16 protein-coding genes are annotated in these 14,602 nt (G+C 41.7%); 8 read left to right on the top strand and 8 right to left on the bottom strand.

Annotation, left to right across the window (positions count from 1 at the left end; translation table 11 throughout):
• Positions 1 to 323: glutaminase (locus VE944_RS16340; RefSeq protein WP_324978775.1), on the bottom strand; the 323-nt coding region annotated here is incomplete at its 3' end.
• An 899-nt stretch (positions 324 to 1,222) separates the two neighbouring features.
• Here VE944_RS16340 and VE944_RS16335 point away from each other — a divergent pair.
• From VE944_RS16335 to VE944_RS16310, 6 genes are all read left to right on the top strand, one after another.
• Positions 1,223 to 2,329: a septal ring lytic transglycosylase RlpA family protein gene (locus VE944_RS16335; protein WP_324978773.1), complete on the top strand. Its 1,107-nt coding sequence runs from the start codon at positions 1,223 to 1,225 to the stop codon at positions 2,327 to 2,329.
• Positions 2,330 to 2,604: 275 nt separating this feature from the next.
• Positions 2,605 to 4,209 carry a bifunctional pantoate--beta-alanine ligase/(d)CMP kinase gene (locus VE944_RS16330; protein ID WP_324978770.1) on the top strand — a complete coding sequence of 535 codons (1,605 nt, stop codon included), beginning with the start codon at positions 2,605 to 2,607 and terminating at the stop codon, positions 4,207 to 4,209.
• Positions 4,210 to 4,880: 671 nt separating this feature from the next.
• On the top strand, positions 4,881 to 5,483 hold the full coding sequence (gene sodB / locus VE944_RS16325; protein ID WP_324978769.1) for a superoxide dismutase [Fe]: 603 nt from the start codon (positions 4,881 to 4,883) through the stop codon (positions 5,481 to 5,483).
• A gap of 138 nt (positions 5,484 to 5,621) precedes the next feature.
• Positions 5,622 to 5,828, top strand: coding sequence for a hypothetical protein (locus VE944_RS16320; protein WP_324978767.1), 207 nt, complete (start codon positions 5,622 to 5,624; stop codon positions 5,826 to 5,828).
• Positions 5,829 to 5,946: 118 nt separating this feature from the next.
• Positions 5,947 to 7,083: an AIR synthase related protein gene (locus VE944_RS16315; protein WP_324978765.1), complete on the top strand. Its 1,137-nt coding sequence runs from the start codon at positions 5,947 to 5,949 to the stop codon at positions 7,081 to 7,083.
• Positions 7,084 to 7,566: 483 nt separating this feature from the next.
• Entirely contained in the window at positions 7,567 to 8,253 is a 687-nt protein-coding gene (locus tag VE944_RS16310) for a PHP domain-containing protein (protein WP_324978763.1), read from the top strand.
• A 126-nt stretch (positions 8,254 to 8,379) separates the two neighbouring features.
• Here VE944_RS16310 and VE944_RS34135 read toward each other — a convergent pair whose 3' ends face one another.
• From VE944_RS34135 to VE944_RS16280, 7 genes are all read right to left on the bottom strand, one after another.
• Positions 8,380 to 8,496 (bottom strand): bluetail domain-containing putative surface protein, encoded by a 117-nt coding sequence (locus VE944_RS34135; RefSeq protein WP_414690131.1) that lies wholly within the window; start codon positions 8,494 to 8,496, stop codon positions 8,380 to 8,382.
• Positions 8,497 to 8,517: 21 nt separating this feature from the next.
• Positions 8,518 to 9,204, bottom strand: a complete 687-nt coding sequence (gene arsH, locus VE944_RS16305; RefSeq protein ID WP_324978760.1) for an arsenical resistance protein ArsH — start codon at positions 9,202 to 9,204, stop codon at positions 8,518 to 8,520.
• Positions 9,201 to 9,671, bottom strand: a complete 471-nt coding sequence (locus tag VE944_RS16300) for a phosphatase domain-containing putative toxin (protein ID WP_324978758.1) — start codon at positions 9,669 to 9,671, stop codon at positions 9,201 to 9,203. Before VE944_RS16300 ends, arsH begins: the two co-directional genes overlap by 4 nt.
• A 50-nt stretch (positions 9,672 to 9,721) precedes the next feature.
• Positions 9,722 to 10,135, bottom strand: a complete 414-nt coding sequence (arsC, locus tag VE944_RS16295) for an arsenate reductase, glutathione/glutaredoxin type (protein WP_324978756.1) — start codon at positions 10,133 to 10,135, stop codon at positions 9,722 to 9,724.
• Positions 10,136 to 10,311: 176 nt separating this feature from the next.
• Positions 10,312 to 11,463 (bottom strand): ACR3 family arsenite efflux transporter, encoded by a 1,152-nt coding sequence (gene arsB, locus VE944_RS16290; protein ID WP_324978755.1) that lies wholly within the window; start codon positions 11,461 to 11,463, stop codon positions 10,312 to 10,314.
• 29 nt (positions 11,464 to 11,492) lie between these two features.
• The gene (locus VE944_RS16285) at positions 11,493 to 12,554 is read right to left on the bottom strand and encodes a PstS family phosphate ABC transporter substrate-binding protein (protein ID WP_324978753.1); all 1,062 of its coding nucleotides are present in this window, start codon (positions 12,552 to 12,554) and stop codon (positions 11,493 to 11,495) included.
• 119 nt (positions 12,555 to 12,673) lie between these two features.
• Positions 12,674 to 13,000, bottom strand: coding sequence for an ArsR/SmtB family transcription factor (locus VE944_RS16280; RefSeq protein ID WP_324978750.1), 327 nt, complete (start codon positions 12,998 to 13,000; stop codon positions 12,674 to 12,676).
• 339 nt (positions 13,001 to 13,339) lie between these two features.
• On the opposite strand from VE944_RS16280, the gene VE944_RS16275 reads away from it, so the two are divergent.
• Positions 13,340 to 13,579 carry a hypothetical protein gene (locus tag VE944_RS16275; RefSeq protein ID WP_324978748.1) on the top strand — a complete coding sequence of 80 codons (240 nt, stop codon included), beginning with the start codon at positions 13,340 to 13,342 and terminating at the stop codon, positions 13,577 to 13,579.
• A 316-nt stretch (positions 13,580 to 13,895) separates the two neighbouring features.
• A complete protein-coding gene (locus VE944_RS16270; RefSeq protein WP_324978746.1) occupies positions 13,896 to 14,432 on the top strand; it encodes a hypothetical protein in 537 nt (178 codons plus the stop codon).
• Positions 14,433 to 14,602: the final 170 nt, after the last annotated feature.

Below are 14,602 nucleotides of genomic sequence, written 5' to 3'. Positions count from 1 at the left end.
AATGCATCCCCCGTTGGTTCCACCCCAACTCTAGTCAAAACGTAATCCAGTCCATGATCTTCTAAGGCAAGCCCATAAGCAAATACCTTGGAAATTGACTGAATGGTAAAGAGGTGATCGTAATCGCCAACTTTATAAACTTGACCATCTACTGTCACAATGCAAATGCTGAACAAGTCCGGGTTTGCCTTTGCCAGTTCGGGAATAAATTTCGTTACTGCACCCTCCCCTAATGACTTGTACTGAGAATGCAAATCCTTAAGAACAGCTAATAATGGCGATGGATTTATTTCTAAATCTCCTTGATGTGTTTGGTTTGTCATCACGCTGATAGCATTCCCCAAAATACTCACTATATATAGTAGGGGTGCAGCTGTACATCCCTACAGCCACAAAGATTTTTCAACAGATAGCTTGCTCTAAAAAATCATATTTAAGCAATTACTTAGGTCATAAAAGGACTAATGTGCTTTATGATACGCTAAAAATTGGAGCTAGAAGCGATCGCAAAGATTTCTTAATTTTTTTATCATTCATCCTGAAAAACATTAAGTTGAGTATCTTCCTTTTTTTTATACTCAGTATTACTGTGGTGTCAAGTTACATATATCACTATTTGTAGCCTAGTCATGGAAAATAAAAATCATCATTAATCCAAGTGGAAAAAACTTTGAAAAAAGATATTGAACCCAAATTAATTTACATAATTATTTAAGATGTAACTCATATCATGACTTATTTATAGAAAAATCTAAAGATTTTATAAAATAAGTTATTTTGAGTATTTATGCCGATGCCATTAAATTAAAGTTATATTATCTTCTAGTTGGAAGTAGCCCAAATAAATGTAATAAAAAATACACGGGTGGCGACGAGCCTTTAGAACCGACGGGAATAAGGTATCGTCGCTTTAGCGTGCAATAAGCGTAAAGCTTTTTTAATAATTTTTGGACTTGCCAAAAAAAGCGTTACATAGCCAAAGTCCTCAATTGAGAAAGGTTTCACCCTGAAAATTGGAATTGAAATCTAAGAAAGCTGCCAAGAATTACGCTAAAACCCTGATCCCCAAGCCAAAAGGTTCGTGCTAGTCTGTTGCAGTTATAAACAACAAAGTGAAAACGGAACGAATTCGAGTTTTTCAGAAGGGAAGTCACTTTTACAAAGTGAAGAGTCCCACGAATCATGAAACTTAAATTCTACAGTCGCTTTAAAAAACGGACGCATGAATCAAAGACATTTGTGGATTATTGTTACCCTGTCTATGGCTGTTTTGGGCATACCCTCAGTTGGTTGCACTCAAACCACGAAGGGAAATGCGCTAGCTTCCCAGAAATCACCTGCCCCTGATGTGGTGAAGGTGGGAGAATACCAATCCAGAGCAGGGAAACAAACCTTGGATGCTGTGATTACACAAATTCATCCTCACAACATTAGAGGACGTAAGGCGGCAACCCTTTTTATCCGAGATATACCTGTTCTCACCTTTTTGAGTTCTGTATCAAATACGAATCTTGAAACTAAAAAAGTTGGTGCAATTGGAAATGGGGGCGTACAACAGTACGCCCTTGTTGCTAGCAATTCATCAAATGGACTGGATACTGGGAGCTTAACAGATGTAAGTAACCAGGTTAGCTCTGCCGACAATGACCCCGTTCAGATAGCTGGTGTAATAGCAGCAAAGATCAACCAGTTGAATCGGGAAAATGTGGACGGGAGTAAGATTACCGTAAGTTGGAAAGCAGGGGAAAAATCGGCTGACAATCAAGCGCAAAACAAAAGCGCCCCAGTCCAACCAAATGGCGATCGCTATGTAATCAAAATTGATGACGAAGAATTGGTCGAAATTAACGAAGGTACTCGACTAGCAGATAGTACTAACAATCTGGCGCAAGATGCATTGCAAGCAACCAATCGCCTACGAAGGCTACTAGGCAATGCATCTCCCTTAAAAGAAATTGCTAATTTACCTGTGCGATCGCCAATAGCAATGCCAAAGCAGCCTCAACAGATTGCCGTTGGAATAGTGCAAACCACCTTGAGAGGTATAGCTTCTTTTTACGGCTATGACTTTGCTGGTAATCGTACTGCTAGCGGTCAGAGATTCAACCCTGAAGGAATGACTGCCGCCCATCGCAGCTTACCCTTTGGTACAAAAGTCCGTGTAACCAACACCCGTAACGGTCGTTCTGTAGTACTACGAATTAATGACCGAGGCCCATTCATTCGGGGTCGAATCATTGACGTGTCTACTGGCGCAGCTCGGGTTTTGGGAATGATGGGCAGTGGCGTAGCACCAGTACGTGTTGAAGTTTTAGGGAGTAGGGAGTAGGGAGTAGGGATTAGGGAAGAAAGTTAATTACTTACTTTCCACCCCCCAATACCTTTCATTTAAGGAATTTCTTGGTTGAGGCAGGCTGTTCTTGAGAGAAGAATTACTGAACAATAACTCTCTTCCCTCAAGATCCTCTCCTGCTTACCCCACTCCCCATTCCCCACTCCCTACTCCCCAATTCCCATAACAATTCCCCTAGTTCAATCATCTCTTCCCTCTCTTTCAGATATAAACTAACGGGGGAGGGATCGATAAAAACTAGGGGTATTTTTGTGCGCCTGCTGACAACAGTCGCAGCTTTACGCTGCTATTTAACTAAACGCTGCTCAGAAAACAAGCTAATTGCAGTTACTGAGGATCTAAAACTAGATGAGATGGCTGGCTGGTATCAGACGGCAGTCGGTCTGGTGCCAACGATGGGAAATTTGCATCAAGGTCATTTAAGCTTAATTCAACGGGCGCGGCAAGAAAATTCTACGGTGATTGTAAGTATTTTCGTCAATCCCTTGCAATTTGCTCCCAATGAAGATTATCAACGCTATCCCCGCACTTTAGAGCAAGACCAACAATTTTGCGAACAAGCTGGGGTAGATGCAATTTTTGCGCCGACTCCGGAAGAAATGGCAGTTCCCCAGAAGAGTATACAAGAATCAAAGGTTACACAAGTTATCCCCCCATCTGCTATGATAACAGGCTTGTGTGGTCGTTCTCGGCAAGGTCACTTTCAGGGTGTCGCTACGATTGTGACCAAACTTTTCAACTTGGTACAGCCTGACCGTGCCTACTTTGGTCAAAAAGATGGTCAGCAACTGGCAATTATTAAAGGCTTAGTAGCTGACTTAAATTTGCCAGTAGAAATTGTTGGTTGTCCAACAGTGCGCGAAGCTTCGGGTCTTGCCTTTAGTTCTCGTAATCAATATTTGACTGCAACGGCAAAAGAGCAAGCGGCGGCATTATATCGCGGCTTGCGATGCGCTGAAGCTGCTTTCCTGGCAGGCGATCGCAATAGTAACAAGTTGATAGCACTAGTACAGCAAGAAGTGGCAATAGTCAGCACGATTTTAGTGGAATATATTGAATTGGTTGAACCGACTACGTTAATGTCTTTAGAAAAAGTTCAGGAGGAAGGAATGTTGGCGATCGCAGCTCGTCTTGAGTCTACACGTTTGATTGACAATATTATATTGCGCGATCGTCAACCTATTATCGCCATTGATGGCCCAGCCGGGGCTGGAAAATCCACTGTGGCGCGTCAAGTGGCAGCAAATCTAAATTTAGTGTATTTAGATACAGGAGCGATGTACCGGGCTGTAACTTGGTTAGTTCTGCAAAAGGGGATTGCTATTGATGATGAATGTGCGATCGCAGAATTAACTAGCAAGTGTAAAATTGAACTTAGCCCTAACCAGGATTTACAATCGTCAGTGCGGGTTTGGATTGACGGTACTGATGTTACCCAGGCAATTCGCACAATTGAGGTTACATCTAAAGTATCTGCGATCGCTGCACAAAGCTATGTACGTCAAGCACTAGTTAAACAACAGCAAAACTGGGGTAAAAGAGGTGGTTTAGTGGCTGAAGGTCGGGACATCGGTACTTATGTATTCCCAGATGCCGAAGTTAAAATCTTCTTAACCGCTTCTGTGAGTGAACGCGCCCGTCGCCGCCAGGAAGACTTTAACAAACAAGGTCAACCCGAAATGAGTTTAGAGCAACTGGAACGAGATATTGCTGAACGTGATTGGAAAGATAGTACACGCAAAGTTTCCCCTTTGCAAAAAGCAGCCGATGCAGTTGAAGTTCAAACCGATGGTTTGAATATTTCTGAAGTTACAGCACAAATTGTGAACTACTACCAGCAGCGTTTATCTCAGTAGTAATCATGACTATTTGCTGTTAGCTTTTCAGTTCAAAAGGGTGGTGGGTGAGTGATTATCCACTTACCATCCTCAAAACTGTACCTACCAGAAACAGTCCAGATGCAAAATAGATAATTTTAAAATTTTAGTTCATTATTGTAAATATTAGCTTTTTTTAAATACTAAATCATCACGCTTTCGACTGATTTTTCACATCATAATTAATCTTGCCACAGATAGAAGCCTGAAAGCTTTAATTGCTAAATGCTAGGTAAAAGGCAGTTTCTGCTGAAGACAGAAGGACAGCAGTTGTCCTATTTGGGTAAACGCCTTTGCCTAGCGTCTCGTAGAGAAGACCGCACCACCTTTAGAAGGAAAAACCTACTCAAAAGCTGATTTTACTGGTTGGCATTTTACGTTTAATTATGCCTATCTACTTAATTACTTATTAGTTTTTAACTAGGAAATATTAGCCATTTTTATTTATAGTCATTATTTCCTAGTGATTTGACTTATTTTACTTATTAGACGAGTACTTTGTTTTTATTTTCACTTTGGTAGTAAAATGACAATGTTAAGTTTTATGTTTCATTATTAAAGACATAAAACCTCAAAAATAAAAGCTGTTAATTTCCTAAGCTTCTGTAATAGCTTAAAACTGGAAACCGGTAAAGAGAGGATTTGACACGATGGCATTTGTACAAGACCCACTACCCTTCGATATTAATGCTCTAGAGCCACATGGCATGAAAGCTGAAACTTTCGAGTATCACTATGGCAAGCATCACAAAGCTTATGTAGACAACCTCAACAAGCTCACTGAAGGTACAGAACTTGCTAATAAGCCTCTCGAAGAGGTGATCAAAACTTCCTTCAACGACTCCTCTAAAGCGGGAATCTTCAACAACGCTGCCCAAGTTTGGAACCACACCTTCTTTTGGAATTCTTTGAAACCATCAGGTGGCGGCGCACCCACCGGCGACCTTGCAGCTAAAATCGATAAAGATTTTGGTAGCTTCGACAAATTCAAGGAAGAGTTCTCGAATGCAGCCGCAACTCAATTCGGTAGTGGCTGGTCTTGGCTCATTGATGATGGTGGTACGCTAAAGGTGATCAAAACACCAAATGCAGAAAACCCTCTAGCTCATGGTAAGAAAGCACTCCTAACCTTAGATGTTTGGGAACATGCCTACTACATTGACTTTAGAAATGCCCGTCCGGCGTTCATCAAGAATTTCCTAGATAACTTGGTCAACTGGGACTTTGCTGCTGAAAACTTGGCCAAAGCTTAATTAACTGTCAGTTTTGAACTGGTTCCACTAAGAAAAGGGAGAAATTAAAAAGAATTTCTCCCTTTTCTGTTATTAAATGGCGGGACGGGCAGTAGCTTGAATAAAAGTAATGGCATAAAAATCAGAATATAAAACATTATGGATAGCAAAGAACTAGCACAATACATAGAAGCAACTAATAGCATCACTAAACCTTGGCTATTGGTACAACTGCGCCTTAAGAAACTACAAGAGCGTCGAGCCACCCTTACAGACGATGTTTACAACAAAGAATTAAAGGACATTTACCAAGACATGATGAATTTGGGGGAATGGTGGCGTGGTATTGAAGATGATGTATTTTAAAGTTAGGAGTTATGAATTTTCCTAACTTTTAACTCTTGCACAGACGCGTAGACGCTCGAAGAGCGGCTTCTCGTAAGAGTATAATCGCGTCTCTACTCTTAAATTAAAACGCAACCTGATGGCTCAAGCTCTCGATCAAGTCGATTACGATACTCTCGATGCCGCAAAACGACGCTTCATCGATGCCGCAAAACGCACCCTTGGCTTTGCAAGCGCCTATGGCATCGTGCCCGCATCGGGTCTTGGAGCAAGTGCTAACGCTTTCAGCTTCAATCTCGCTCCATTTCTAGAGGCGGGGGCTAGAGAACTTTCTATGACACTTGTCCCGGAAGGACTAGGTACCGCAGACGATACTCGACCTGACGACCTTTCCGAAGAAGAACTTCGACGATTTTGGTGGAATATCGGTATCAAGATCATCTCGTGTCTTACGAACGATGCCGCAACATCAGGTATGCAGACTATACTTCTCGGTTTATATCTGCCGTCAAGCACTCCTGAAACGATATTTACTCCCGCTTTCCTTGATGGGTTTCTGGATGGAGTGGTTGAAGGGTGCAAACGAGTCGGGTGTGTCTATCTCTCAGGAGAAACTCCTCAACTAAAAACGAAAATGATTCCAGGTCGGCTCGACATCGCAGGCTCGGTTTTTGGGGTTATGCCGGCTGGTGTCGCTCCCATTGATAGCTCGCGTCTGGATGCCGGAAATACAATTGTTCTGATCGAGAGTTCGGGGCCCCATGAGAACGGCTTTACCCCATTGCGAAAGCTTGCTGAGTCCCTCCCTGATGGTTACAGAACAAAACTTCCAAGTGGGCAGGAGTTCTGGGAATCGATGAATGCCGCTTCGTATCTTTACACGCCGCTTGTGCAGGCGGTGCTTGGCGAGGGGATTCGTCCCACTGCGATGGAGAACATCACTGGACATGGATGGCAAAAGCTGATGCGCTCAGTGAAGCCGCTCCGGTATGTTATCGAAACGATGCTCCCAGTACCGGAGATATTTACGTTTGTCGAGGGTCATCTTGAGGGCGGGGCTGAGACGATGCTTTCTGTTTTCAATTACGGTGCAGGATTTGCATTCTATACAGAGTCGGAGCAGGATGCAGAGAGGATCGTCATCCTTGCAAGAGAACATAAGCTTACGGCTGTGATTGCCGGAAGGGTTGAAGCATCTCTTAGCCGCGAGGTGGTAATAGAACCGCTTGGAGTCACCTTGAAGGGAGATTCTTTTGGAATTGCGCGAGGAGTATAGTGATTCAGGAGCGTAGGTATAGGCCGTCGTAGACATCGCTAGTTTTCTTGAAGTTATTGTAGGCTGACTTATGCGATGCCTGCGGCGGGCTACGCCTACGCTGAAATCATTACTAGTTATCTACACTAGTGTAAGTACTGAGAAAAATTATATTTCCTTACACGTAATATATAGTTGAATTGCAGGCTGATCAAAGAAAATTACTCTCTTAAGTCTTTAACGGTAAGTCTTTTAACATAAATGCTATAAACATATTTATATGAAGTTCTATGCAATATTTTTTACTACTCACATTCAAAGTAGTCCAAATTACCCATGACTACCTAGGTTAAGATTTGCTAACGTAGTCTTAACATATTGAAAAATTTGCTGAGAAAGCTGAGAAAGTAGCAGCCAAAACTAATTTAGAGTGCTGAGTCTTTCTCATCTCTAGATGTGCCGTTTTAGTGTGTTAAAAAGATATATTTTTGTTCAGAGGGGGTTATGGTTGTAAATTTGGCCCGAACTACTGCTTCTACAGAACTTTTGAAGCAAGTATTCCAAAACATTGATGCACAAAGTTGTCCAAAGTTATTCAACTTTCACATGCACACTGTCTACTCGGATGGTAGGTTGCAGCCTAGTGCATTGATGGAGCAGGCGATCGCGATTGGACTAAAGGGGTTAGCCATCACCGATCATCATAGTATTATCGGCTATCAAGCGGCACTTGCTTGGTTAGAAGACTGGAAGTGGAATAATCCTGGTGCAAGCACTCCTTACCTGTGGAGTGGTGTGGAAATTAATGCCAACCTTTTGGATATAGAAGTTCACATTTTGGCTTACGCTTTTACACCAGAACACCCTAGCATGAAGCCTTATCTCCAAAGAAGGCCGACTACAGGGCAAGAATATGAAGCAAGTAACGTGATTGCAGCTATTCATGAAGCTGGGGGATTGGCAGTTCTGGCTCATCCGGCTCGTTACAAGCGATCGCTTTTTGACTTAATTCCAGCTGCGTCCCAAAAGGGCATTGATGGTGTGGAAACTTTCTACGCCTACAATAACCCTAACCCCTGGAAACCTAGCGTAGTGGAATCAGAACAAGTACAAAAGTTGGCTGATGAATACTTTCTTTTCAATACTTGTGGTACTGATACCCACGGTTTGAGCCTGCTACAACGCTTGTAAAGATGAATCAATTTTTTTGAACTCTCCTGGTTAAATCTGCCAGGAGGTTATTCTATTTGGGATTTTCAATAATCAAGCCTGATATCAACCCACATTCGGCAGGTTGGTTTAAAATCATGATGCTAATTAAGCAAAGAAACTGCTCACTGCAATATTTCCCAACGCGGGTAAAGTACCCGTTAATCCTGTTAAATTGACTAACAAATCACTATTAGACTGAAAACCAGCAGTGCTATCGTTGATCGCTCCACTTGTTATTTTGAGTTAAGGGGAGCCAGTGTGTTGGGGAACTATATTAGAGTTAACTTCAAGAGCTTGAGAAGCGATCGCAATTGTCTCTTTAGTAGCTTTTTCCTTACGTTCACTGTAGCGGTCTGTGAGATAATCAACTTTGTCACGCAATAGCAAGGTAAATTTGTAAAGTTCTTCCATGACATCGACAACGCGATCGCGGTAGGGCGAATCTTTCATAATCCCATCTTCATTAAACTCCTCGTATGCTTTAGCTACTGAAGATTGATTCGGGATAGTAAACATCCGCATCCAGCGCCCAAGAATTCTTAATGTGTTGACGGCGTTGAAAGACTGAGATCCGCCGCTTACTTGCATGACAGCTAAAGTTCTCCCTTGAGTCGGGCGAACGGCTCCGATAGTGAGGGGAATCCAATCGATCTGGTTTTTCATAATGCCAGAAATCTGACCGTGCAGTTCTGGGCTAGACCAGACTTGGCCTTCTGACCACAAACTTAATTGGCGTAACTCCTGCACCTTTGGGTGGCTGTCAGGTACGCTGCCATAAATCGGCAGTTCACGGGGATCGAAAAACTTTACCTCTGCGCCAAATTCTTCAATGATGCGTGCTGCTTCCTCTGCTAAGAGGCGGCTATAAGAACGCTCGCGCAGAGAACCATATAAAAACAAAATTCTGGGGGGATGCTCAAATGTCGTCATGGTAATTGCTTATTTTCCTCCAACTCTCGCAAAAAGGTACTTTGGGCTTCTCGCAATTCAACATCAGGATTTGCGTGTTGGATTTTCTGTATTGCGTCGTTATAAGAGGAGCCAGTGTAAATTAGATAAGAAGCTAGTATCGTTCCCGTTCGTCGCCTCCCACTGGTGCAATGAACTGCAACAGCGTTACCAATGCCTTTTTGAGTGTCAATGAACTTTTGTAATTCCTGAAGCTGCTCTAGGCTGGGTGCAGTACCACCTTTGATTGGCAACCACAGATGAGGAATGTTTGCCTTTTGATACAAATCTAGGTTAGAGGGGTCATCCATAACGGAGGCGATCGCACCAACACCAGTAGCCCGTAACTCTGTCAACTCTTCTGCCATTGGCTTCCTAACACCTGCCAGTTTCCCTGGAATCACCCACCATAGGTTCTCTGAAATTGGTTGAATTGTTTCTTGCTCCATTGGTTCAAGTCTTAGTTTAATCTCAGTACTACAATTTGACGTTGCAATCTTTATCGAGTAGGTGTAATTTCTTTATTTACAGACTCAATCAATTGAGTCACCCGTTCTTTAATCTCATCGCGGACTCTAGGAAAAATTTCCGGTTGTTCTGCTGGATCATCTAATTGCCAGTCTTCAAATACTTCTCGCACAACCCACTCTGGCGGCAAATTCACACCACAGCCACACAAAGAAATCACTACATCAAAGTCTTTCGCTTGGAAATCACTCAGGGGTTTGGAGTGTTGATCGGTAATATCGATACCAATTTCTTTCATGGTTGCGATCGCTTCTGGTCTGACCTGACTTGCTTCTAAACCAGAGCTAATTACTTCCAATTTTCCCTTACCAAGGGTTTTAGCAAAGCCTTCCGCCATTTGAGAACGGGCAGAATTCTTTTTGCAAACAAACATCACTCGTTTCATAATTCGATTCCCCTAACAATGTCGTTAAATTTATAAGCTGCTCGATTCGGGTGTTGCGAAAAATTTGTAATTCGTGATCACCTTTTTGCCGTACTGTGCTAATTAGTAGAGGCAGTTCTATTAATGAAGATCAGCTATTACTTTGATTACACAATCTTTAGAGTCAAAGATTGCGATCATTTTAAGACACCAAAACAGCGCGGATCTTGCAATGTAGCTTTTTCCGGTTCCCGTGGAAACCAAGCTGCTGTGCGTTTACAAAGCTCAACCAGCATCAACATTACAGGCACTTCAATTAAAACCCCTACCACTGTAGCCAGTGCTGCACCTGAATTTAAGCCAAATAGCATCACAGCAGTGGCAATAGCAACTTCAAAATGATTGCTTGCTCCAATTAATGCTGCGGGTGCGGCATCTTCGTAGGTTAAGTTTAACTTCAATGCTGCTACATAACTAATCAAGAAAATGAAATTAGTTTGGATAAATAGTGGTACGGCAATTAACAAGATATGCAAGGGATTTTTAACAATTAATTCGCCCTTGAATGCAAATAGCAGTACCAATGTTAGCAATAGAGCAGTAATTGAAACTGGAGTCAGATACTTTAAAAATCGTCTTTCAAACCACTCTGTACCTTTGTATTTAAAAATCCAGTAACGGCTGTACATTCCCGCCACTAAGGGAAACCCAACATAAATTACTACTGACAAAACAATAGTTTGCCAAGGTACACTTAAATCATTCGCCGCTAATAACCATCTACCCAATGGCGCATATAAGAATAGCATCGCCAGAGAATTTACTGCCACCATTATTAAGGTATGTCCCTGGTTGCCGTAGGAAAGATATCCCCACAAGAGTACCATTGCTGTACAAGGAGCAATTCCTAGTAAGATGGTACCAGCAATATAAGAATTTGCCAGTGCTACTTCACTACCACCAATGATCTCAGTTCCGGTAATCAAAGGACGAAATAACCATCCTAAGAAAAATTGAGCAAATATTACCATCGTGAATGGTTTAATCAACCAGTTCACTACCAAGGTAAGAATAACTGGTTTTGGGGCGCGGATAGCATTTGCTGCTTGTGTGAAATCAATTTTCACCATGATTGGATACATCATGAAAAACAAACATACTGCGATGGGAATAGACACTTGATACACACTCATTGCATCAAGAGCTACCGCTATCCCTGGAAACAATCTACCTAGTGCAATTCCGACAAAGATACACAAAAATACCCAAACGGTGAGATATTTTTCAAAAAAACTTAGATTGCTTCCTGCTTGTATCCGGGCTGTACTACCTTGTGAATTCTGACTCATTGGAATAAACCTAAAAATAAAAGAAATCGCTAAAACTTGCCTTCTTTCCGTAACAACTCCCCAATTGTTAGGTTCATCTCTGCTTTGCCCTCAAATACTGTTCCCACTTTGCCTTGATACAAGTGAACGTAATTGAGCTGTTTGCTTTCATTTGGTAAAGGTATATAGCCCACAGCATTTGCTATTGTTGGTGCTTTATCAATGTAAAATTCGACAAATTTGTTTACTAATCCCTTGTTTTGGTTATCCCGAAAATTAAGGTAAATAAACAAAGGTCGAGCAAGGGGCTGATACTGGACTTTTTCTACAGTTTGACGTGATGGCAGTACTGCACCTTTGCCGTTGTCAATTGCCAGCGCTTTTAATTTGTTTTGGGATTTTTCGTAATAGGCATAGCCAAAGTAACCCAAAGCATTTGGATCTTTGCTGATGCCATCCACCAATACTTGATCGTCTTCACTTGCTGTGTAGTCAGTACGGCTGGCTCTAGTTTTACCTACAGTCGCTTCTGTAAAGTAGTCAAAAGTACCAGATTTTTGACCTGCACCATATAAATTCATTGGGCGATCTGGCCAAGATGGACGTACTTGGTTCCAGCGAGTAATTTTCCCTTGGGCCTCCGGTTCCCAAATCTTTTTCAATTCTGCTACTGTGATGTCTTTTGCCCAATTGTTTTGCGGATTAACGGCGACGGTAAGCGCATCAAAAGCAATGGGAAACTCCATATACGCCACACCATTTTTTTTGCAAGCTTCCATCTCTGCCTTCAAAATCGGTCGAGAAGCGTTGCTAATATCGGTTTCTCCGGCACAGAATTTTTCAAATCCGCCAGTAGTACCAGAAATGCTAACTGCAACCTGCACCCGATTCTTAGGGTCTGCTTGATAGTCTTTAGCTATTGCCTGTGTAATGGGATAGACCGTGCTGGAACCATCAATTTTAATTGTTGTTACAGCCTTACCAGAATCTCTTACCTCAGTTACAGAAGGTGACTGTTGAGTTTGAGTAGATGTGTTGGATGCTGCTGTGCAACTGCTCGTCAAAACCAACATTCCGAGTGCAAGAGCCAATTTCTTTGCTGTTGTGTTCATTGACCCCACCCCTGTGAGTTATATCAAGAGTATATCTCTATCATTTCAAAAAAAATTGATTTGTCAATCCGTAGACAACTATAAATAGACAAAACATTACAAAAAAAATTGATGGATTTTTAACCCTCGCAGGGGGGACGAATCGGTAATATTGGGCTAAAGCGGCGGAATTCTGCTAGATACTGTTCTAAGGCAACAAACTGCGGCAGATTGAGGCTGTAGTAAATCCAGCGTCCTTCTTGACGAGCGCGAACTAAACCCGCTTCTTTCAAGGTTTTGAGGTGAAAAGACAGTTTAGACTGAGTGGTTCCCAGGTGGTCGCATAGGTCACACACGCATAGTTCTTGAGAACGCAGAAGTTCTAATACCTTAATCCGTAGGGGGTCAGACAGGGCATGAAAGCCAGCAGCGATCGTATCAGGAGTGAAGGTGCTATTAGAAGCCATCAACTTTTTCTGAAGTATTTCTTTATGGTAAAGTCTAAATGATAGGTTAAGAATACCTCTGCCAATTTACGAGGTTTCAACGCCGGTATAAACGGGATGAATACGACCTAATCAAAACTAGCCAATATTTATTCTCTTTAGGAACATATTACAGTTTGTAAAGACATTGTTGTTAAAAGATGATAAATAGAACAATACTACCAAAGTAAGGAATGCAGCAACTTCGGTATGAGCCGCGATCGATACCGACTTGTGAGATATGTTGTTGCTGCTTTGATAATTCTACGAGTTTAGAAAAATGACTAATATATTGTTGGAAGATTTAGATGGTGTTTCCCTGTGGGAAGAACTAGGTTGGAAGATTTAGATGGTGTTTCCCTGTGGGAAGAACTAGATGATGTTTCCGCTAGTAAAGTATCGGGTGGAGAGGGAATTGGTCAAATAGTCTCGGAACAGAATTCCTTCGCTCGTGAAGTTGGTTTTCAAAATGCTAACCAACTTTTCCGTGATGGGTTTGGCGAGAAAAACTTTGGGCAACCTACTAGCGAGTTCGCCCAGAATGTTAATGGCCCGTCTTAGGATTAGCAACTAGTATAGTGCAGCTAAAATTGGTGCGGATTGCTCCCCGATTCTAAATTGGATCGATCCAATTTAGATAGAATTGGTAGGCATTGTTCACCAATTCTAGTTTTGTGATTATTGTCGATTACGGAAAATTTCAGGTAGGCTAATAAAAAAGGCTCTTTTTTATTCACTAAAAAAGCTTGAAAGGCACATAATTTTCGCTCTATAGTTCCGATTTTAATTAAGAATTAACCAAAATTTAACAATAATGTTTTTTGTTTATGTATATGTTTCTAAGTAGAGTTCCATAAAATATTTACTACTGTTTCTCATGAAAATTCGTAAAACTTTGCTTGGGTTAACAATTGGTGTACTTTCCACAGTAAGCATTTTGGATATCTGGAACATTCAAAAAGTAAAGGCTGACTCTGTAACTGATACCAATTCTGAACTGAAAGTTTGCAGCAAATTTATCGCTGGTACATACCTCACGACAATTAAAGACAAAGCAGGAAACTTTGCTTCACGCGGGCTGATCACTCTCACTAAAGAAGGTAACTTGATTACTAGTGACTCAAACGAAGGTGGTATTTCAGGTCAGTTTGATCCTTTTACCACTTCTGTGGGTACTTGGGCGTGTGATGGAAAGAAGGCGATTACAGGTAGGGCACTCAACTTTAGTCTTTCAAACAAGGGCGGTAGCGGTATTGCAAGAAATGATTATAGAGCTACTTTTAATCCGATAACTCAAACATTAGAAGGGACAATTGAGCTTCGTCTGTTTCCTCTACAAGGGAATCCACTACAGGGTAATGGAGAAAATGGAGGGTCATTCTCCTTTACAAGTCAGCTTGTCACCGCTAGATAGGATGAGAGTTAACTAGCAGCTTTTAGGTAATTTCTGATAAAAAAATACCTATGTTAACGAGTTTCGACTTCGCTCAACTCTCGACCACTCAGTTGGTTGAGCGAAATCGAAACCAACGGCTATGGTAAATTTATTACTAGAATTCACCTTATTATTACTGTTAATGTGTA

This window comes from Nostoc sp. (genome assembly GCF_035638895.1).
Classification (GTDB): Bacteria; Cyanobacteriota; Cyanobacteriia; order Cyanobacteriales; family Nostocaceae; genus Nostoc.
The sequence above is the reverse complement of the archived record's forward strand: the minus strand, read 5'-3'. Positions and strand labels throughout refer to the sequence as shown.

Coding starts and splice junctions, on each gene's coding strand:
- VE944_RS16335 (WP_324978773.1), top strand. CDS start 1,223: ATGAATCAAAGACATTTGTGGATTATTGTTACCCTGTCTATGGCTGTT.
- sodB (WP_324978769.1), top strand. CDS start 4,881: ATGGCATTTGTACAAGACCCACTACCCTTCGATATTAATGCTCTAGAG.
- VE944_RS16320 (WP_324978767.1), top strand. CDS start 5,622: ATGGATAGCAAAGAACTAGCACAATACATAGAAGCAACTAATAGCATC.
- VE944_RS16315 (WP_324978765.1), top strand. CDS start 5,947: ATGGCTCAAGCTCTCGATCAAGTCGATTACGATACTCTCGATGCCGCA.
- VE944_RS16310 (WP_324978763.1), top strand. CDS start 7,567: ATGGTTGTAAATTTGGCCCGAACTACTGCTTCTACAGAACTTTTGAAG.
- arsH (WP_324978760.1), bottom strand. CDS start 9,204: ATGACGACATTTGAGCATCCCCCCAGAATTTTGTTTTTATATGGTTCT.
- VE944_RS16300 (WP_324978758.1), bottom strand. CDS start 9,671: ATGGAGCAAGAAACAATTCAACCAATTTCAGAGAACCTATGGTGGGTG.
- arsC (WP_324978756.1), bottom strand. CDS start 10,135: ATGAAACGAGTGATGTTTGTTTGCAAAAAGAATTCTGCCCGTTCTCAA.
- arsB (WP_324978755.1), bottom strand. CDS start 11,463: ATGAGTCAGAATTCACAAGGTAGTACAGCCCGGATACAAGCAGGAAGC.
- VE944_RS16285 (WP_324978753.1), bottom strand. CDS start 12,554: ATGAACACAACAGCAAAGAAATTGGCTCTTGCACTCGGAATGTTGGTT.
- VE944_RS16280 (WP_324978750.1), bottom strand. CDS start 13,000: ATGGCTTCTAATAGCACCTTCACTCCTGATACGATCGCTGCTGGCTTT.
- VE944_RS16270 (WP_324978746.1), top strand. CDS start 13,896: ATGAAAATTCGTAAAACTTTGCTTGGGTTAACAATTGGTGTACTTTCC.